Below are 20,765 nucleotides of genomic sequence, written 5' to 3' on the forward strand. Positions count from 1 at the left end.
TGTTTAAAATTAGTTATCCAGTATTTTTACAAAAGCCCAGTTTCCAATAGATTTTGTTCCGTATTCTAACATCATCGAATCTAGTAATTCATACTTGTTTTTTTCATAGAAGCAAACATTTTTTTCAGTACTCGTAATCAAGCCCAAGCGTTTGCAGCCTTTGGATTTAAGATAAGGTTCAACACCTTCTTGTAGAAAAGCACTCCCGATTCCTTGGTTTTGACTAGAAGCGTTGACTCCCAACATCATCAAATACCAGTCAAAATTTCCTGATCTTTTCAAATGCTGTTCGGAACGTTCCACCAAATCAAGATATTTCAAGAGATTGCGCAGAGTAATAAAACGGAAAAGCTTGACCATACCATTCAGCAAAAAGATAGAATGGAAAAATCCTTTTGTTGCAGGAGGGCAACGGCCATGATTTCCCCGTCTTGTTCAGCTATCAGACAGGTCTCTCCTTTGATATAGAGTCTGGTCAGAAGGCTATCCAATAATTCTAAGAATGCTTGGTAATATTCTGGTTTTTTTAAATCATCTTTGATAAGAGTCATGAAAGGGTAGTCCATAAAGGCACCAGCCAACACTTTTCCAATTTTTTGATATTCATCTAGCCTGGCTTCTCTGTATACTATTTCTTTCATATCAAACTCCTTCATTAAAATCTCTCTATCTATTATAACGAAATTTCTCACATTTTTCGATTAAAGTGTGAAATTTTCACAAAAAAGCTTTATTCACAATAATTTATTTAAAGATATAAACAAGAAAAGGTATTAAAAAACCCCGCAGTTTTAACTGTAGGGTAGATTAATTCTATTTTGTAGGGATTGAAATCTCAATCAATTTATCAGAATAGAGGGTTTTAATATTTGCCTTATCAATAGCCTGTTGATTAATTTTACGACTGAGGAAAAATTCTTTGATTATTTCCATTTCTTTTTCACGGATTGCACGATGTTTATTGGAAATGAGGATTTCGTAATGAAGTGGAGCCTGAGTAAAAATAACATCTGTATTTCCCGCAGAATAAACCTCTACAAGCGTTGCGTCGGTACTTTCTAGCTGACTTTTAACAAGTTGCGAGTGTGAATTTGTAGTATTGATAAGCTTCATAGGGTTTCCTCCTGTATTTCTATGTCTATTATAGCACTTTTTGGGAAATTTGGTAAAGATAGTTTAAATTTGATGTTGTTTTTTCCAAGCTTCGATCGCCCATTTGTGACTTCCGCGTTTTAAGTTAGCAATAGCTTCATCGATTGGGAACCAAGCTAAGTGATTGAAGTCCTCGAGAGGTTTTTGGATTTCTTGATAAGAAGTAGCTTCATAGAGATAGGCTGGATTGTAGTAATAGGTGTCACGATGTCTAGAGTAGAAGTATTCATCAGCTTGCCCGTAGTAGGTGCCGATTTCAGCTGTAAATCCTAATTCTTCAATCAATTCTCGTTTGAGAGCTTCAAGGTGATTTTCACCTTCTTCAATTTCGCCCCCTGGTAAGAACCATGCACCATTTGGAGCTTGTACGAGGATAATCTTTTCATGGTTTGCATCAGGTATGACTGCATAAACGCCATATCTATTTTTGTAGGTTACTCCCTCTTTTTTTTCTCCAAATGTTGGATTTGCCATAAAATTCTCCTTCGTGAGTGCGCTTTCTTTCTATAATAGTAAAGAATGTTCTTGCTGTCAAGCAAGAACATTCTTTTGTATGTGAGGAACTAGTCGTTTGAGTCGACTGTTTCCGTTTTATTTTTGGACTTAATCACGATTTTACCTTTACTTGTCATGACTGCCTTGAGGTCTTTTTCACTTGGATTTTCAAGGTAGTAGTCTGTAATGGCATCTTCGATATGGTCTTGGATGGTACGACGGAGTGGACGAGCTCCCATTTTTGGATCGTAACCAAGGTCTACAAGTTTTTCTTTAACCTTTTCTGTAACATCGAGATGGATATTATTGCTTGAGAGACGTTTATTCACATCATCCAACATAAGGTCAACGATTTGTAGGAGATTTTCCTTGCTGAGAGCTTTGAATTCGATAATCCCATCAAAGCGGTTCATGAATTCTGGACTAAAGAAGTTGCCTAATTCTCCAAGGACAGATTTGGTACGACCTTCTCTAGCCGCACCAAATCCAACGCTTGCTTCAGCCTTGCCTGTACCTGCATTTGAGGTCATGATAATGATGGCATCCTTAAAGCTAACAGTGCGTCCTTGACCGTCAGTTAAGCGGCCATCATCCAATACTTGAAGGAACATATGCATAACATCTGGATGGGCTTTTTCAACCTCGTCAAGGAGAATAAGTGAGTAGGGGTTGCGACGCACTTTCTCAGTCAACTGACCTGCTTCATCATAACCGACGTATCCTGGAGGGGCACCGACGAGTTTAGCAACGCTGTGTTTTTCCATGTATTCACTCATATCAAAGCGAATCATGCTATCAGCAGAACCAAAGAGTTCGATGGCCAGTTGTTTAGAGAGTTCTGTTTTACCGACACCTGTAGGACCAACAAAGAGGAAGCTACCAATTGGACGGTTTGGTGTTCCAAGCCCAACACGGTTACGACGGATAGCCTTAGCAATCTTATCAACTGCATCATCTTGGCCAATAACATGAGCCTTGAGGTCGTCTGCTAGGTTGATGAGTTGAGACTGTTCTTTTTCTTTCAAATCACCAACTGGAATATTGGTCTTTTGTTCAATAATGTGTTCAATCGTCTTTTCGCTGATAATCGGGGTATCCTGATCCGTTACTTTTGTTTTTTGCATTTCCTTATATTTGGCAATCTGGTCACGGAAGTAGGCTGCTTTCTCAAAATCTTCATCTCGAGTTGCTTGGGCCTTGAGATTTTCTGCCTCGATTAAGCGTTGGTCGATAACCTTAGGATCCACAAAATTCAAGGTTAAGTTCATTTTAGAACCAGCCTCATCTAGGAGGTCAATAGCCTTATCCGGCAAGAAACGATCTTGAATGTAGCGGTTAGAAAGAGTAGCAGCAGCTTCGATAGCAGCATCTGTATAATGAACGTGGTGGTAATCTTCGTATTTCTTTTGGATACCTTTGAGGATAATAATAGTCTCTTCCACAGTTGGTTCATCAACCTTAACAGGTTGCATCCGGCGCTCAAGGGCGGCGTCTTTTTCGATGATGCGGTATTCATTGAGGGTAGTAGCACCCACTAGTTGAAGTTCTCCACGAGAAAGGGCAGGTTTCAGAATATTTCCTGCATCCATATTGCCGTCTCCGGCAGAACCAGCACCGACAATCTCGTGAATTTCATCGATAAAGAGGATGACATCTTTACGCTCACGAATTTCTTCCATGAGTTTCTGCATGCGCTCTTCAAACTGTCCACGAATTCCTGTACCTTGGACAAGGCTAACAACGTCTAAACGAATGACTTCTTTCCCTTGAAGTTTATGAGGGACATCTCCATCTACAATTTTTTGAGCGAGGCCTTCGACAACGGCGGTCTTACCAACACCAGGCTCTCCGATAAGGACGGGATTGTTTTTGGTTCTACGGTTGAGAATTTCAATGACACGGATGATTTCTTCGTCGCGACCGATAACAGGATCAACATTTCCACGGCGGGCAATCTCGGTTATGTTGATACCGTACTCATCCAAGAGTCCTTTTTCTTGACTAGGAGGAGGTGTTTGAGCTGGCCCGCGGTTTTGGGAACCAAAACCACCATTGCCACCATATCCACCACCTGACTGGGTTGGAGGAACATTATTATTAGAAGAAGGTCTAAAGTTGTTGAGATCATTAAAGAAGTCTCCAAATGGATCAAAATCACGATTGTTTAAATCTGTAATGCCTTTGAATAAGCTATTGTTCGGATCTGTTTTGATAATTTTGTAGCAATTTTGGCAAAGATCGATTTGCTTTTGTTGCCCATTAAGATTGGTGTAAAGATGGATCGTTGAATCATTGATTTTACAATTTTGACAGAGCATACCACTACCTCGTTTCTTTCTTGGCTTTGACTAAAACAGAAAGGTCAAAAATAGTCAAAGTTCTTTAGTCTCATTATATCATGATTGAAGGGGAAAGCAAGTAAAAAGATTGAGTCTTAGAACTCATGATAAAAGAGTTTTGTAGATGAAATATAGGGATAAAAAGAAAAATCCTATTTGTCAGACAAAAAGGATTTTCATTGGTCAAAGCAGGAGACTTCTCCGGCATTTATTCAACAATTAGTATAAAAGTTCGTAGATTTCCATCGCAATGAGGTCGATGCTATCAAATGTATATGTTTCACGAGCTTCAACGTCACGAAGTGTAAAGAGTGGTCCGTTTTCTTCGTCGTGGTTAAAAGCAACCTCTGCGACAACAACTCCTTCGCGCTCAAAGTTACGTTTCAAGTTACCACCATCTTTAGTCATTGCTTCTAAGCGATTGATGATTCTAACCAAATGTGATTCCATTTTGATTCTCCTCCATTTCTTATCTTTACTATTTTACCATAAACAGACTCTACTTGACTAGAAAAAAACTAAGATTTCTCGCTATTTCTATCGTCTTTGAAAATTTATTGAAAATATTAGGAGAAAATGTTGAATTTTTATGCAAAATATGTTATCCTTATACAAGTTTTAAGTTTAAATATTAAAAACAGAAAGTAGAATATCCATGAATTTTTCTTTTTTACCGAAATATCTACCATATTTTAACTATGGAGCCGTTGTAACAATTATCATATCTATCTTGGTGGTCTTCTTGGGGACCATTCTAGGAGTGCTGTTGGCCTTTGCACAACGTTCAAAAATTAAACCACTTGCTTGGTTTGCTAATCTATATATCTGGGTCTTCCGTGGGACTCCGATGATGGTGCAGATTATGATTGCATTTGCCTTGATGCATATTAGTGCTCCGACTATTCAAATTGGGATCTTAGATGTTGATCTGACTCGCTTGATTCCAGGGATTTTGATTATTTCTATGAATAGTGGTGCCTATGTATCAGAAACAGTCCGTGCTGGGATTAATGCAGTGCCAAAGGGACAATTAGAAGCAGCTTATTCACTAGGTATTCGTCCTAAGAATGCCATGCGTTATATTATTTTGCCCCAGGCTATCAAAAATATCTTACCTTCTCTAGGAAATGAGTTTATCACTATTATCAAGGATAGCTCGCTCTTGTCAGCTATCGGGGTTATGGAGTTGTGGAATGGAGCTACTACAGTATCAACAACCACATACCTACCTTTAACACCGCTCTTATTTGCGGCCTTTTACTACTTGATTATGACCTCTATCTTGACACTGGCCTTGAAAGCTTTTGAAAATCGTATGGGACAAGGAGATAAGAAATAATGACTGAAACACTTATAAAAATTGAAAACCTTCATAAAAACTTTGGGAAAAATGAAGTTTTAAAAGGAATTGATCTTGAAATCAAAAAAGGACAAGTAGTGGTGATTATCGGACCTTCTGGTAGCGGTAAGTCAACCCTCCTTCGTTCGATGAATCTCCTCGAAGAAGCTACTAAAGGAAAAGTTATCTTTGAAGGTGTTGATATTACCGATAAGAAAAATGACCTCTTTGCCATGCGTGAAAAGATGGGAATGGTTTTCCAACAATTCAATCTCTTCCCAAATATGACAGTAATGGAAAACATCACGCTTTCTCCTATTAAGACAAAAGGCGAAAGTAAGGCAGTGGCTGAGAAGAGAGCTCATGAGCTTTTGAAAAAGGTTGGTTTGCCAGATAAGGCAGATGCTTATCCACAAAGCTTGTCGGGCGGTCAACAACAGCGTATCGCTATCGCCCGTGGTCTTGCTATGGAACCAGATGTCCTACTATTTGATGAACCAACTTCTGCTCTAGATCCAGAAATGGTAGGAGAAGTACTAGCAGTTATGCAAGAACTTGCTCAGTCAGGAATGACCATGGTTATCGTAACGCATGAAATGGGCTTTGCTCGTGAGGTGGCAGATCGTGTCATCTTTATGGCAGATGGTGTTGTTGTTGAAGACGGAACTCCAGAGCAAGTCTTTGAACAAACCCAAGAACAAAGAACCAAGGATTTCTTGAGTAAGGTTTTGTAAGAATATCATGAAAAGCTCCAAGTGGGCTTTTTCTTATAGTTTCAGGCTATAGGGTATCTTAGGTAAGAAGTGTTAGAATGCAGAACGATTTTTTGTTATAATAGAGAATATTTGTTAGAAAAGAGAAAATACATGACACAGATGATTGATGGAAAGGCTTTAGCAGCCAAGCTACAAGGCCAGTTGGCTGAAAAAACAGCCAAATTAAAGGAAGAGACAGGTTTGGTTCCAGGATTGGTCGTTATTTTAGTAGGAGAAAATCCAGCAAGCCAAGTTTACGTACGCAACAAGGAACGCTCAGCAATTGCAGCAGGTTTCCGTAGTGAAGTCGTTCGTGTTCCTGAGACCATTACCCAAGAGGAATTGTTAGAATTAATCGCTAAATACAATCAAGATCCAGCATGGCATGGGATTTTGGTCCAGCTTCCATTACCAAAACACATCGATGAAGAAGCTGTTTTACTAGCAATTGACCCTGAAAAGGATGTGGATGGTTTCCATCCTCTCAACATGGGACGTCTCTGGTCTGGTCACCCAGTTATGATTCCTTCAACACCTGCAGGAATTATGGAAATGTTTCATGAATATGGGATTGACTTAGAAGGTAAAAATGCGGTCGTAATTGGTCGTTCAAATATTGTTGGGAAACCTATGGCCCAGTTACTGTTGGCTAAAAATGCAACTGTAACCTTGACCCACTCTCGCACCCATAATTTAGCCCAAGTAGCTTCTAAAGCCGATATTTTGGTTGTAGCTATCGGTCGCGCTAAGTTCGTGACTGCTGACTTTGTCAAACCAGGTGCAGTTGTCATTGATGTAGGGATGAACCGAGATGAAAATGGCAAGCTCTGTGGAGATGTTGACTACGATGCTGTTGCACCAATTGCTAGTCATATCACCCCTGTACCTGGTGGAGTTGGTCCAATGACCATTACCATGCTGATGGAGCAGACTTATCAGGCTGCTTTAAGAACGCTGGATAGAGACTAATCTCTACTACAATCATTAATAAATTTTTAAAAAGCAAGTTCTAATGGACTTGTTTTTTTCTTGCTCAATTTCTACTAAAATTCCAGTAAAACTTCCACAAATTATTGAAAAACTTCTACTATTTTGATATATTAAAAGCATCAATATGTATATGCAAAAATAAGTAAGCGTCTAGAGGGAGGTTTATTTTTTGAGGAAAAATGTAATCGCTTACCAAAATTTAGAAAGGAACCATAATGGATAAGAGATTTTTTGAAAAACGGTGTCATTTTAGTATTCGTAAGTTTGCAATTGGTGCTGCTTCGGTTATGATTGGAGCTAGTATCTTTGGTCTTCAGGTAGCACAAGCAGCTGAAACTGAAACGTCAAGTACCACTGAAGAAACAATTCATCAAGTTCAACCTTTGGATAAACTTCCAGATGATCTAGCTGCAGCAATTGCAAAAGCAGAGCAAAATGGCCCAGAAGATTCCGCTACCGAAAAAGAAGAAAAAGATACGGATGAAGCAGCAAAACCAGTAACTGAAAATAAAGTAACTGAAGAAACAAGCCCTAAGAAAGAAAAGGAAGCAGAAGTAGTTAGCCCTAAGGAAGAAAAAACAGCTGCTGAAGTGAATGAGAAAGAACCTACAGTGGCAGAAGTGAGTACTGAAAAGCCAGCAGTTTTGGAAGAACGTACTGCTGAAGCTAATCAGAATAAACCGGTATCTGACGATAAGGCTAAAGAAGAAAAAACATCTGCAACAGAATTGCCTCAAGTTACCAAAGAGAAAGAAAAAGAAGACCGACTTTTACAGGAAAGAAAACAAAATTTCAATAAAGACTGGTATTTTAAATTAAATGCTCAGGGTGATTTTTCAAAGAAAGACGTGGACGTTCATGACTGGTCTAAGTTGAACCTTCCTCATGACTGGAGTATTTATTTTGATTTTGATCACAAATCTCCTGCCCGAAATGAGGGTGGTCAATTAAATGGTGGGACTGCTTGGTATCGTAAGACCTTTACGGTTGACGAAGCTGCTAAGGATAAGGATGTTCGGATCAACTTTGACGGTGTCTACATGGACTCCAAGGTCTATGTCAATGGTAAATTTGTAGGTCATTATCCAAGTGGTTACAATCATTTTTCATATGATATCACTGAATTTTTAAATAAAGATGGCAGTGAGAATACTATTGCTGTTCAAGTTACCAATAAGCAACCAAGTAGTCGTTGGTACTCAGGAAGTGGTATCTATCGTGATGTGACGCTTAGCTATCGTGACAAGGTGCAGGTGGCTGAAAATGGAAATCATATTACAACTCCGAAATTAGCTCAACAAAAAGATGGCAATGTTGAAACACAAATCCAAAGCAAGATCAAAAACACTGCCAAGACTCTAGCCAAGGTATTTGTGGAGCAACAGATTTTTACTAAGGAAGGTAAGGCTGTTTCAGATTTAGTTCGTTCTGTAACCAAGAACCTAGCAGGAAATGAGACAGCTGACTTTAAGCAAACAATCTTAGTGAATAAGCCAACTCTCTGGACAACCAAAAGCTACCATCCTCAGCTCTATGTTCTGAAAACCAAGGTTTATAATGAAGGTCAGCTAGTTGATGTAACAGAAGATACTTTTGGTTATCGTTATTTTAACTGGACAGCTAAAGAAGGCTTCTCACTGAACGGTGAGAGAATGAAATTCCACGGGGTTAGTATCCACCATGATAATGGTGCCTTGGGGGCAGAAGAAAACTATAAGGCAACCTACCGTAAATTAAAACTCCTAAAAGATATGGGAGTTAACTCTATCCGTACAACTCACAATCCAGCAAGTCCACAGTTGCTAGATGCTGCTGCTAGTCTAGGACTTTTGGTGCAAGAAGAAGCCTTTGATACTTGGTATCGTGGTAAGAAAACGTATGACTATGGACGTTTCTTTGACCAAGATGCAACTCACCCAGAAGCTAAGAAGGGTGAGAAGTGGTCTGATTTTGATCTGAGAACCATGGTTGAACGAGATAAAAATAATCCTTCAATCATCATGTGGTCGCTCGGTAACGAAGTGGATGAAGCAGATGGTGGTGAGCGCTCTTTAGAAACAGCCAAGCGTTTGAAAGCTGTTATCAAAGCAATTGATACAGAGCGCTATGTGACTATGGGTGAAAATAAATTCAGTCGTGCTTCTACAGGCTTGTTCTTAAAATTAGCAGCAATCATGGATGCTGTAGGTATGAACTATGGAGAGCGTTTTTACGATGCTGTTCGTAAAGCCCATCCTGACTGGTTGATCTACGGTTCTGAAACGTCTTCAGCGACTCGAACACGAGATTCCTATTTTTATCCTGCTAAAAATCTCTATCACGATAATCGTCCAAATCGTCATTATGAACAATCTGACTATGGTAATGACCGTGTAGCCTGGGGTAGAACAGCTACTGAATCTTGGACCTTTGACCGTGATCGTGCTGGCTATGCAGGTCAGTTCATCTGGACTGGTTTTGACTATATCGGTGAGCCTACACCTTGGCACAACCAAGATCATACACCAGTAAAAAGCTCTTACTTTGGTATCATTGACACTGCAGGCTTGCCTAAGAATGATTTCTACCTTTACCGTAGTGAATGGTATAGTGCCAAAGAAAAACCAACTGTTCGTATCATGCCTCACTGGAATTGGACAGAAGAAACGCTCAAGGAACGTAATATGCTTATCAATGGCAAGGTTCCAGTTCGGACTTTCTCAAATGCTGCTAGCGTAGAATTGTTCTTGAACAACGAGTCCCTTGGCAAGAAAGAATTTACCAAGAAAACTACTGCGGATGGTCGACCTTATCATGAAGGTGCGAACCCTGGTGAATTGTATCTTGAGTGGTTGGTGGAATATAAACCAGGCACCTTGACTGCTATTGCTCGTGATGAAAATGGTAAAGAGATTGCGCGTGATAGTGTGACAACAGCAGGGGAACCAGCCAGAGTTCGTCTCACCAAGGAAGAGCATGTCATCACTGCAGACGGCAAAGACTTGTCTTACATCCATTATGAAATCGTTGATGAAGACGGCAATGTTGTACCAACTGCCAATAATCTTGTTCATTTCAATCTTCACGGGCAAGGGCAAATCGTTGGTGTGGACAATGGGGAACAAGCTAGCCGTGAGCGTTATAAAGCTCAGAAAGATGGTACATGGCAAAGAAAAGCCTTCAATGGTAAAGGTGTTGTCATTGTAAAATCCACTGAAAAAGAAGGAAAATTCACCCTATATGCGGATTCTGCAGGTTTAGCTTCTGATAAGGCGACCGTTACAACTGTTTCAGGCAAGAAAGAAAATCGCCATTTTGTCGCTTTTGCCCCTGTGAAGTCAACTACTGATGTCAGCGAAAATCCTAAATTGCCAGAAACTGTGACAGCTATTTATAGTGATGGTAGTGTCGAAGAAAAAGCTGTGGTTTGGGCAATCCCAGATGATCTCCTTACAAGTGCTGGTGAGAAAAAAGTTCTTGGTAGTGTGGAAGGTCTCGAAGCTAAGGCTGAAGCCCTTGTTAAGGTCATTGCACTTGATAAGTGGTTGCCTAAAGTTGCAACTGTTCCAGTTGGTACAGCTGTAGAAGATTTGGATAAAACTGTAACGGCTGTTTTGTCAGATGGTAACTTGGTTGATGCGGATGTCGTTTCTTGGACCTTGAAAGATCCTGCTGCTTTGTCAAAAGAAGGTGGACGAACTGAAGCAACTGGTAAATTGGTAGGTAATGACTACGAGGTGACAGCAACCTTTATCGCAAGTGATCAGGAAACAGAAAACACTGTTACAGGTCTCACTGTTGGCGACAAGGCTCTCGCTGACTTTGAGCCTGGAAAGACCTACTACCGAGTATCCCTTCCGTACAGTGCTAAAATCCCAAGTGTTGGAGCACAGGCAAGAGGCTATCAGGTGACAGTTCAACAAGCTTCAGCAGCTAATGATTATCAGGCTTCTGTATTCTTGAGTGACCAGAAGGGCGATTTAGTTCAAACTTACTTGATTCAGTTTGTGAAGGAAGCCCCTGCCTTGACACGCTTGGAAGTAAGTGTAGAAGGTAAAGAGACTGCAACAGAAGATCAAGTTCTCCCTTATCATGTTATTGGGCATTACGAAGATGGTTCACAGACTGAATTTTCAGCATCAGATATTCACTTGGATGCTAGTTCTACTGATGGTGGACATCTTGAAGTAAACGGACAAAACTTGCTTCTTTACACTAAAGGTAGTGTGACGCTCACACCTCGTATTGACAATCAAACAGAGAAGACTCAATCTGTAGCTACCGTAGTGGTCATCAAAGAAAACAAAGTAGCCAAGAAAATTGTTAAGCTTCATCCTGTTTCAATCTCTACAGATATCAATCAGCAACCGAATTTGCCTGATCAAATCGTAGCAGAATTTGACAAAGGCTTGTCTCGTAAGCTAGCTGTAACTTGGGATAAGGTAGATGAAAAAGAACTCGCTAGCTATCATAGCTTTACCCTAAAAGGTCATGTAGAAGGAACAGATATTGAAGCTGTGGCAAATGTGACTGTTGAAGGATTGCAGGTTGCAGAAGAAATCAGCCTGACTCTTCCTAAGGGTGAAACGGTTCAATTACCAGCTAACGTTCGTGCCTACCATTCTAATGGAACAACTATCTATAATGATGTCGTTTGGGATAAGGTGCCAGCTAACTTTAGTCAAACTGAAGGAATCTTTGAAATCAAAGGTCAATTGGTTGGTAGCTCTCTGACTACCAAGGCTCATGTTCGTGTTTCCAGTCAGGTTGTTGAGGGAAATAATATCTCTAAACAGTGGACAGGTTCTCAATTGCCAGCAGCTATCGTATCCAATACTGGTGGAGATGATTCGGCCAATACTCTGAATGACTTGACCGTTTCAAGAGCCAATACAGATGTCAAGAATAGATGGACAACATGGCAAACAAATACAGATAATGACTGGGCATCTATCTTGTTTGGTAACTCAGGCGATTTGACCAAGCGCTTTGTAGACAATCTTTCAGTTGATTTCTATACAGATGGTGCGATTGGACTTCCAAAAGAATATGTTATTGAATACTACGTTGGTCAAGAAATTCCAGATTTGCCAACTGATGTCAATCATGCTCAAGGAGATACAAAACATCCATTTAACAATGCTGCTAACTGGAAAGAAGTCGAACATCTCAAAGCTCCAGGACAATTATCCGCAAGTCAAACTAACCACTTTACGTTTGACAAGGTTGAGACCTATGCAGTTCGTATTCGCATGAAGAAAGCAAATGGAACGGATGGTGTCGGTTTGACCGAAATCACAATCTTAGGAAATAAAGTTCCAGCTGCTTCAAGTTCAGAGATTTCTATTAGAGTAGACGGTCAGAAGCTGGAGCATTTCAATCCGTCTAAGACAGACTACCATATTCCGAAAACTAGTAAAGTGATTACTGCAACAGCAAGCGATAATGGTGTGGTAACGATTGTTCCTGCTACAAGCTCAGAAGGAGCAACACGCCTCATTTTGAAGGCAGAAGACGGAACCATCTTGAAAGAGTACCGCATTTTCCGTGATGGTCAAAAAGAATCTACGCAACCAGTAGCTGCCGAAAATGCTGCCATGACATTGAGTGTTGGCGATAAGCTTCAATTACCTACAGAAGTGACAGTCTACTATCCAGCAGAAACAGATTGGACAACAGATAAACTAGCCGTAGAATGGGATGCAGTGGCTGAACATGCGACAGACCAGGAAGGTACCTTTGAAGTGCTTGGTCATATCCTAGGAACAGACTTGACAACTAAGATGCAAGTGACCGTTCTGGCAAGAGGAAATCAAGTTATCTCTGAGAATGCAAGCAATAATGCGACTGACTCTAAAGCCTTTGCCTCTACTACAAACGATACCGATGCCGCTTCTAATGATAGAATCTTCTATATCAACGATGGGCGATTTAATGAGGATGGACGTTGGACTAACTGGTCTCGTACTCCAAAAAATCAGGAAGTGTCGGTAGGAGTTCTCTTTAAGAAGAATGGTCAGATTACACCTCGCTCTGTAGGAAAAGTAGCCATTCAGTTCTTCAAAGACAGTGGAACAGATGCACCAGCGACAATGGTACTCGAAAGATATGTTGGACCAACTTATTCTGAACCAAGCACCATTTCACGTTATGAAGAAAATGCTGATCATCCGTTTAACAAGGCAGAAAATTGGCAAGAAATTCCTTATAAGGCATCTGGAGCAATCGAGGCTGGTAAACCAATCGAATTTACCTTTGATCCGATTCAGACAACCGCTATACGCGCACGTATGACTCGCAAATCAACCACTAATGGTCTCGCAATGGTCGAGTTTAGTGCCTATTCTCCAGCCAAAGCCAGTGATTCAGAAACACCTGCAGTGACAATTTCAATTAATGGAAAAGCATTGGAAAACTTTGATCCTGCGGTTTCAGAATATCGATTAACCGCTAATGGAGCGAAACCAGAGGTGACTGTCCAAACAAGCGGTCACGGTGTAGCGACTGTCGTTGTGTCAAATCAAGATAACCTTCCAACACTTGTTCGACTCCTTGCTAAAGATGGTAGTCTTGTGAAAGAATATCGCCTTCACTTTGAAGCTGGTTCAGAAGCTAGTCATGCAGTGGATGATCAAGCTCTTGTTCTAGACCGTCCAAGTCTAGAAGTTGAGAAAGCTGTCATTCCATTCAAGGAAATTATTCGTGAGAATAGTGACTTAGGCAAAGATGAACGGCGTATCGTCTCAGAAGGTCAAAATGGAGAAAAGGTAGACTACGTCGAAGTATTAGGAACAAGTCGTAAGGTTGTTCATACTGAAACAAGAGATGCAAAAGATCAAATTGTTGAAGTAGGAGTGAAAGCAATTGTTACAAGTAGCAAGGGTGACGATCCTGCTCCAGTTCTTGAAGTTCCAGAGTATACGGACCCTATTGGAACTGTAGGTGAGGAGCCAGCCCCAATAGTAGAAGTCCCAGAATATAGCAACTCTATCGGTACTGCAGGAGATCAAGCAGCCCCAATTGTTGAAGTTCCAGAGTTTAAAGGCGGAGCTAATTGGGTCGAAGCCGCTAAAAATGAAGTACCAGAGTTCAAGGGCGGAGCTAATTGGGTTGAAGCTGCTAAAAATGAAGTGCCTGAATTCAAGGGTGGAGTCAATGCTGTGCAAGCAGACAAGAACGAACTCCCAGAATATACAGGAACTCTAGGAACCGCAGGAGACCAAGTGGCTCCAACAATCGACAAACCTGTTGCAGATATTCGAGGTTTATCTGATAAACCTTCAGAAACTCAGGCTTCTGCTGAGCAGACTCAGGGTTCACAAGTTCTTGGAAATGCTTCGGAAAAAGCAGACTCAGCAAGACTTCCAGAAACTGGGGAAAGTCAATCAGATACAGCTATTTTCCTAGCAGGTCTCAGTCTAGCCTTATCAGCAGCATTCCTAAATGGGAAACGCAAGGAAGAATAATGATTCATAACTCACTATTCTCAAAAGGCTGATTATTAAAAAAAAGGAGAAGACTATATAGTCTTCTCCTTTATTAATTGGGTAGTGAGGTGTATAATGAAAGTAAGAGAAAGCATGAAGGAGTAAATTATGAAAGTCATTGATCAGGCTCTACTGAAAAAAGTAATCATTGAGCGTCCTCTTTCTAGTCATAAGGGAGACTACGGTCGTCTTCTCTTGATTGGAGGAACGTATCCTTATGGGGGAGCGATTATTATGGCTGCTTTAGGGGCGGTTAGAAGCGGTGCAGGCTTGGTGACAGTAGCAACGGATAAAGAGAATATTCCAGCTCTGCATAGCCATCTGCCGGAGGCTATGGCTTTTGACCTTGGTGATAAGCAATTACTGGAGCAACAGTTTCAGAAGGCTAATATTGTCTTGGTCGGACCTGGACTAGTGGATGATGAGCGTGGAGAAGAGCTTCTCCAAACAGTCTTTCATCATTCAAATCAAGACCAGACCCTCATACTGGATGGTGGCGCCCTATCCATTTTTGCTAAGACGGGAATGAAATTTCCTAAGGCTCAGCTTGTTTTAACTCCACACCAAAGGGAATGGCAAGTCTTGTCGGGCTTAGATTTGGATTCCCAAGGAACTGAGGAAACAGGAGAGACTTTGAAGAGATTTTCTTCAGGAACGATTCTAGTTCAAAAAGGTCCTGATACTCGAATTTGGCAGGCCGGGCATGCAGATTTTTATCAGCTAAGTGTAGGAGGTCCCTATCAGGCAACTGGGGGCATGGGAGATACCTTGGCTGGGATGATTGCTGGCTTTGCTGGTCAATTTCCTCAAGTTAGCCTCTATGACAGGGTCACTGTAGCAACATATCTGCACTCAGCAATTGCTCAAAAATTATCTGAGGACAACTTTGTAGTTCTGCCAACCACGATTAGTCAACATATTCCTGCATTTATGAAAAAAATACAAAAAGACACCTGATTTTTCAGGTGTCTTTTGATGATTAGAAGAGGCCTTTGACCTTATCTACAAGACCGTCAAGTCCTTCTGAGCCTGAAACCAAAGCTTGTGCTTGGCTTAGGTACTCACCGAGTTGATCCTTGTTTTCTTCAACAAAAGTTTTTGCTGCAGAAAAATCTTTGTTCTCAATGAGTTCTTTTACTTGATTAAACAAATCTAATGGGTTCATGAGTTCCCTCCTTTTCTACAATTTAATTCAATCATTTTTTTTCGAATCTTGCAAGAAACTTGACTCTTCAAATAAAGTTCAGGGGTGTCAAATGGTGCAAATTTTGATATAATTTTTAGTGATGAATTTTAAAAATAATCGGTACGTGGTTGTAGATTTAGAAGCTACAAGTACTGGAAGTAAGGCAAAAATCATCCAAGTGGGAATTGTAGTCATTGAAGATGGTGAGATTGTTGAACAGTATGCTACTGATGTCAACCCTCATGAACGCTTGGATTCTCATATCAAAGAATTAACGGGTTTGACTGATAAACGTTTGGCAAAGGCTCCAGAGTTTTCTCAGGTGGCTGGAAAGATTTTTGAACTGGTCAAAGACGGTGTTTTTGTTGCGCACAATGTTCAGTTTGATGCTAACTTATTGGCAGAATTCCTCTTTTTTGAGGGTTATGAATTGCGCACGCCTCGTATCGATACAGTGGAGTTGGCTCAAATATTTTACCCTCAGCTTGAGAAGTATAATCTCGGCATTCTTTGCCAAGAGTTGGGGATTCCTCTAGAGCAAGCCCATTCAGCCCTATCTGATGCCCAAGCAACAGCAGAACTCTTTCTTTGTATGAGACAAAAGATGTTTGGACTGCCAAAAGGGTTGTTGGAGCGCTTATTGAGTTTATCAGACAGCTTACTCTATGAATCTTACCTAGTCATCGAGGAAGTTTATCAGAAGCAGTCTCTCCTCGTTGAGCATGATTTGGTAGAAGTGCAAGGTTTATTTTTGAGAAAAGAAAAGCCAGTCCTTTCTCCACGCAAACTCTCAAAAGATTTCCAAACTAATATTGCCTTGCTAGGTTTGGAAGAGAGAAGTCAACAAGAAGAATTTGCCCAAAAGGTTCAAGAGTTTATACAAGGGGAAGCCATTTCCTTTATTCAGGCTCAAACAGGAATCGGGAAAACCTATGGTTACCTGCTACCGGCCTTGTCACTTGAGAATGAAGGGGGAATCCTACTCAGTGTTCCGACTAAAATCCTTCAAAATCAGGTGATGCAAGAGGAGGCTAAAAAACTAGAAGAGATTTTCCATATCTCTATTCATAGTCTTAAAGGTCCTCAGAATTACTTGAAGCTAGATGCCTTTCATGCAGCGCTAGAGGAAGAAGAGTCCAATCGTTTGTATACTCGTTTCAAGATGCAACTTCTAGTTTGGTTGACAGAGACAGATACAGGAGATTTAGACGAAATTGGTCAGCGATATCGCTACCAGCAGTTTTTACCGAACTTGGTTCATGATGGCAACCTTCACAAAGACTCTCTCTTTTGGCTAGAGGATTTTTGGAAACGAGGTCAGGACAAGGCTCGTTCTTGCAAGTTGCTTGTGACCAATCATGCTTACCTCGTTACTCGACTTGAAGATGATCCTAGTCTCTTAGAAGGGCGTCTCTTGATTTTAGATGAAGCCCAGAAAATCTTGTTGACATTGGAAAATCTTTCTCGAAAATCTTATTTGCTAACAGATTTGGTGGAGCAACTAGATCAAGCTCTATTGAGGGAAGAAGGTATGCTTCAAAGACGCTTGCTAGAAAGTATTCGTTTTGAAGTTTCTTACCTACTCGATCAGTTTCTATCTGGTAAACGGAAGATGTGCCCAGCTAGTAGCATTGACAAGCTCCGCCAAGATTTTTCTGAGTTGAACTTGCCAGAATTTAAAGACTATCAGAGATTTTTTACATCTGAGGGAGAATTTTGGTTATCGACTTCAGATGTGTCTAGTAAGAAGGTTGAAATCACTTCTAGTCGCAATCATCGTTTGCTCTTTTCTCAGATTTTCCCAGAATCCTGTCAACTTTTAGGAATCTCTGCAACCCTTGAAATTAGTAGTAGGGTTTCTTTACCAGAATTGTTAGGTTTTCCTCAAGCGGCCTTTTACTGCATGGACGAACAGTTTCAGGAAAATCAGGAAATCTTGTTGGTGAATGATTTTCCGTTGGTGACAGAAATTTCATCCGAGGAATATGCACAGGCAATTGTAGAAGTTCTAGAAGAATTATTCCAGCTTGAAGAACCCATTCTAGTCTTATTTACTGCAAAAGATTTATTGTTGCAAGTTTCAGATGCTTTGAGGGTTCCCCATCTGGCCCAGTATAAGCACGGTGAACCTGCCCAATTGAAAAAACGCTTTGAAAGAGGCGAGCGTGAGCTCTTGCTTGGGGCGGGAAGTTTTTGGGAAGGTGTCGATTTTTCAAGACATCCTCGAGTGATTGAAGTGGTGACTCGATTATCTTTCCAAAATCCAGAAGATCCCTTTACTAAAAAGATGAATCAAGAACTTCGTTTGGAAGGGAAGAATCCTTTTTACGATTATCAGCTTCCTATGGCTATTATTCGCCTCAAGCAAGCGATTGGACGAACCATGCGTCGAGTGGGGCAACGCTCTGCAGTTCTGATTCTAGATAGCCGCATGGCAAGTAAACGCTATGGTAAGCAAATCAGCAAGTCTTTGGCTCGAAGCAATCGTGTTAGAGTCATTAGCCGAGAGCAAGTATTCTCAAAAGTTCAAGAATTTTTAAATAAACAATGAAATGAATACCTGAAAGAATGAAGGAGGCCTTTTATGAAACGTTCTCTCGACTCTAGGGTCGATTATAGTTTAATATTACCAGTATTTTGTTTGTTGGTGATTGGAGTTGTAGCTATTTATATAGCAGTTAGTCATGACTACCCAAACAATGTTTGGCCCATACTTGGACAACAACTGGCTTGGATATCGCTAGGGATTGTTTTTAGCTTCATAGTCATGTTTTTTAACACAAAATTTCTCTGGCAGTCCACACCTTATTTATATGGACTCGGTCTAGCCTTGATGGTCTTGCCTTTAGTCTTCTACAACCCGAGTTTAGTAGCTGCAACTGGTGCGAAAAACTGGGTGTCAATCGGTGGTTATACACTCTTTCAACCTTCCGAATTCATGAAGATATCCTATATTTTGATGTTGGCATACGTTATCGTAACCTTTACCAAGAAACATAAAGACAAAGAACGAACGATTGGCCTAGATTTTCTATTGATTTTGTGGATGATCGTTTTCACGATGCCAGTTATGGTTTTACTAGCCTTGCAAAGTGACCTTGGAACAGCTATGGTTTTTGTTGCAATCTTTGCAGGACTTGTCTTATTGTCTGGTGTTTCTTGGAAGATTATTATTCCAATTTTTGTAGCAGTTGTGTCCGCGATTGCAGGCTTCCTAACAATCTTTATCACAAAAGACGGGCGTGCCTTTATGCACCAAATTGGGATGCCAACTTATCAGATAAATCGTATACTTGCCTGGCTCAATCCCTTTGATTATGCCCAAACGACTACCTATCAACAGGCACAGGGTCAAATCGCGATTGGTAGTGGTGGTATCTTTGGCCAAGGATTTAATGTGTCTAATCTCCTTATTCCAGTCCGCGAGAGTGACATGATTTTCACAGTAATTGCGGAAGATTTTGGATTTATTGGTTCAGTTGTTGTGGTTGCACTCTATCTACTACTCATCTATCGCATGTTAAAGATTACCCTAAAATCCAATAATCAATTTTATACCTATATCTCAACTGGATTTATCATGATGCTCTTGTTCCATATCTTTGAAAATATTGGTGCGGTTACAGGTCTTCTTCCTCTAACAGGGATTCCTTTGCCCTTTATTTCCCAAGGGGGATCCGCTATTATCAGTAATCTAATTGGTGTCGGTTTGCTGTTATCAATGAGCTACCAAACCCATTTGGCTGATGAAAAGAGTGGTCGAACAAGATTCAAACGTAAAAAAGTTGTGTTGAAAAAAGTGAAATAAGGAGGTTGCTATGCCTAAAGTTGCAGTTATCCTAGCAAACGGCTTCGAAGAAATCGAAGCCTTGACGGTCGTAGATGTCATGCGCCGTGCAAATATCACCTGCCATATGGTAGGATTTGAAGATAAAGTGACAGGTTCACATGCTATTCAAGTTCAAGCTGATCGAGTGTTTGACGGTGATTTATCAGAGTATGACATGATTGTACTTCCAGGAGGTATGCCTGGTGCTGCCCACTTGCGGGACAATGAACAATTAATCTCTGAACTTCAAAAATTTGAGAAAATTGGTAAAAAGGTGGCAGCCATCTGTGCTGCTCCAATTGCTTTGAATCGAGCTGGTCTCCTAGAAGGAAGAAACTTCACCTGCTATGATGGAGTACAAGAACAAATTGCTGACGGTCACTACCACAAAGAAACAGTCGTAGTGGATGGGAATGTTATCACTAGTCGTGGGCCAGCAACAGCTTTAGCCTTTGCTTACCACTTGGTTGAAACACTGGGTGGAGATGCTGAGTCTCTAAGAAATGGCATGCTCTACACAGACCTATTTGAAAAATAATGAACAAACGGAGGAGATTCTTTCTTGATGGAGGAGATTCTTCTCTTTTTTAATGGCAAAAACCAAGGTAAACATCGCTTTTTTTATAAAAAAATGGTATAATGAAGGGTATGAAATATCACGATTACATCTGGGATTTAGGCGGAACCCTGCTAGATAATTATGAAACTTCTACAGCAGCTTTTGTAGAAACATTAGCAGAGTTCGGGATTGAGCAGGAACACGATAGTGTTTACGAGGCTTTGAAGGTTTCGACTGCCTTTGCCATCGAAAAGTATGCTCCAGGTATTGAAAACTTTCTTGAAAAATATAAGGAAAATGAAGCCCGTGAGCTGGAACACCCAGTTTTGTTTGATGGGATCCCGGCTCTCTTGGAAGAAATTTCGGACCAAGGTGGCCGTAACTTCTTGGTTTCTCATCGAAACGATCAGGTATTGGAGATTCTAGCGAAAACTGAGATAGCTCCTTACTTTACAGAAGTAGTGACGGCTAGTTCAGGTTTTAAACGCAAACCTGATCCTGAATCGATGATTTATTTACGTGATAAGTATCATATAACGTCAGGTCTAGTCATTGGTGACCGTGCCATTGATGTAGAAGCAGGACATGCTGCAGGCTTAGATGCCTATCTCTTTGAGGATGTTGTGTCCTTAAAACAAGCAATAGACATGTAAGA

The 20,765-nt window shown here is 40.7% G+C and carries 14 protein-coding genes and 1 pseudogene; 9 read left to right on the forward strand and 6 right to left on the reverse strand.

Going from position 1 to position 20,765, the window contains the following annotated elements:
* Positions 1–9: 9 nt before the first annotated feature.
* The 5 genes and pseudogenes from KBU52_RS00725 to KBU52_RS00745 all read right to left on the reverse strand — a co-directional run bounded on the left by KBU52_RS00725 (position 10) and on the right by KBU52_RS00745 (position 4,436).
* Positions 10–641, reverse strand: a pseudogene (locus tag KBU52_RS00725) (GNAT family N-acetyltransferase).
* A gap of 172 nt (positions 642–813) precedes the next feature.
* A complete protein-coding gene (locus tag KBU52_RS00730) occupies positions 814–1,113 on the reverse strand; it encodes a DUF1827 family protein (RefSeq protein WP_004253819.1) in 300 nt (99 codons plus the stop codon).
* Positions 1,114–1,176: 63 nt separating this feature from the next.
* Positions 1,177–1,626 (reverse strand): NUDIX hydrolase, encoded by a 450-nt coding sequence (locus KBU52_RS00735; RefSeq protein WP_006152478.1) that lies wholly within the window; start codon positions 1,624–1,626, stop codon positions 1,177–1,179.
* An 89-nt stretch (positions 1,627–1,715) separates the two neighbouring features.
* The gene (locus KBU52_RS00740) at positions 1,716–3,965 is read right to left on the reverse strand and encodes an ATP-dependent Clp protease ATP-binding subunit (RefSeq protein WP_254723992.1); all 2,250 of its coding nucleotides are present in this window, start codon (positions 3,963–3,965) and stop codon (positions 1,716–1,718) included.
* A 240-nt stretch (positions 3,966–4,205) separates the two neighbouring features.
* Positions 4,206–4,436 (reverse strand): DUF1797 family protein, encoded by a 231-nt coding sequence (locus KBU52_RS00745; protein ID WP_004253825.1) that lies wholly within the window; start codon positions 4,434–4,436, stop codon positions 4,206–4,208.
* 205 nt (positions 4,437–4,641) lie between these two features.
* Between KBU52_RS00745 and KBU52_RS00750 the strand changes: the two genes are divergently transcribed.
* The 5 genes from KBU52_RS00750 to KBU52_RS00770 all read left to right on the forward strand — a co-directional run bounded on the left by KBU52_RS00750 (position 4,642) and on the right by KBU52_RS00770 (position 15,493).
* Positions 4,642–5,325, forward strand: a complete 684-nt coding sequence (locus KBU52_RS00750; protein ID WP_254723993.1) for an amino acid ABC transporter permease — start codon at positions 4,642–4,644, stop codon at positions 5,323–5,325.
* Entirely contained in the window at positions 5,325–6,059 is a 735-nt protein-coding gene (locus KBU52_RS00755) for an amino acid ABC transporter ATP-binding protein (protein ID WP_223332723.1), read from the forward strand. Before KBU52_RS00750 ends, KBU52_RS00755 begins: the two co-directional genes overlap by 1 nt.
* A 132-nt stretch (positions 6,060–6,191) precedes the next feature.
* Entirely contained in the window at positions 6,192–7,049 is an 858-nt protein-coding gene (locus tag KBU52_RS00760) for a bifunctional methylenetetrahydrofolate dehydrogenase/methenyltetrahydrofolate cyclohydrolase (RefSeq protein ID WP_254723994.1), read from the forward strand.
* 236 nt (positions 7,050–7,285) lie between these two features.
* On the forward strand, positions 7,286–14,515 hold the full coding sequence (locus KBU52_RS00765) for an SIALI-17 repeat-containing surface protein (RefSeq protein ID WP_254723995.1): 7,230 nt from the start codon (positions 7,286–7,288) through the stop codon (positions 14,513–14,515).
* A 129-nt stretch (positions 14,516–14,644) separates the two neighbouring features.
* Positions 14,645–15,493: an NAD(P)H-hydrate dehydratase gene (locus tag KBU52_RS00770; protein ID WP_254723996.1), complete on the forward strand. Its 849-nt coding sequence runs from the start codon at positions 14,645–14,647 to the stop codon at positions 15,491–15,493.
* Positions 15,494–15,515: 22 nt separating this feature from the next.
* On the opposite strand, the gene KBU52_RS00775 is transcribed toward KBU52_RS00770, so the two are convergent.
* The gene (locus KBU52_RS00775; protein WP_006148859.1) at positions 15,516–15,701 is read right to left on the reverse strand and encodes a hypothetical protein; all 186 of its coding nucleotides are present in this window, start codon (positions 15,699–15,701) and stop codon (positions 15,516–15,518) included.
* A gap of 121 nt (positions 15,702–15,822) precedes the next feature.
* Between KBU52_RS00775 and KBU52_RS00780 the strand changes: the two genes are divergently transcribed.
* The 4 genes from KBU52_RS00780 (at position 15,823) to KBU52_RS00795 (ending at position 20,763) form a co-directional block, all read left to right on the forward strand.
* Positions 15,823–18,273 (forward strand): bifunctional DnaQ family exonuclease/ATP-dependent helicase, encoded by a 2,451-nt coding sequence (locus tag KBU52_RS00780; protein WP_254723997.1) that lies wholly within the window; start codon positions 15,823–15,825, stop codon positions 18,271–18,273.
* Between the two features lie 33 nt (positions 18,274–18,306).
* Positions 18,307–19,530, forward strand: a complete 1,224-nt coding sequence (locus KBU52_RS00785; protein WP_254723998.1) for an FtsW/RodA/SpoVE family cell cycle protein — start codon at positions 18,307–18,309, stop codon at positions 19,528–19,530.
* A 10-nt stretch (positions 19,531–19,540) separates the two neighbouring features.
* A complete protein-coding gene (locus KBU52_RS00790) occupies positions 19,541–20,089 on the forward strand; it encodes a DJ-1 family glyoxalase III (RefSeq protein ID WP_254723999.1) in 549 nt (182 codons plus the stop codon).
* Positions 20,090–20,199: 110 nt separating this feature from the next.
* Entirely contained in the window at positions 20,200–20,763 is a 564-nt protein-coding gene (locus KBU52_RS00795; protein ID WP_281137405.1) for an HAD family hydrolase, read from the forward strand.
* The last annotated feature ends 2 nt before the right edge of the window (positions 20,764–20,765 follow it).

Origin of the sequence: Streptococcus sp. 9.1(2021), assembly GCF_030466425.1 — a bacterium.
Taxonomy (GTDB): domain Bacteria; phylum Bacillota; class Bacilli; order Lactobacillales; family Streptococcaceae; genus Streptococcus; species Streptococcus wuxiensis.